The following is a 235-nucleotide window of genomic DNA, read 5'->3' as shown; positions in this document are numbered from 1 at the left end:
AGTCTTTAGTGACGGCGTTGTTTCAAACACGGATGGCAGTATCACTATCCCAGCAGGAGTGACCAACTTTACCGTCAGCTATCCGGCCTTAAATGATGACTTAGATGAGCTGAATGAGACCACCACATTAACCATCGGTACCGGCGTCGGCACAGGTACGATTACAGACACGGATGTGGCGCCTATCATCAGTATCAGCGCGACCGATGCCACCGGCATTGAAGGCGTCACGGAT

At 51.9% G+C, this 235-nt stretch carries 1 protein-coding gene; it reads left to right on the top strand.

The features are described 5' to 3' along the window. On the top strand, positions 1-235 hold a 235-nt coding region (locus tag SCA31_RS25560), incomplete at both ends, for a hypothetical protein (RefSeq protein ID WP_410699724.1).

This window comes from Chryseobacterium sp. SIMBA_028 (assembly GCF_046535285.1).
Taxonomy (GTDB): Bacteria; Bacteroidota; Bacteroidia; order Flavobacteriales; family Weeksellaceae; genus Chryseobacterium.
The sequence above is the reverse complement of the archived record's forward strand: the minus strand, read 5'-3'. Positions and strand labels throughout refer to the sequence as shown.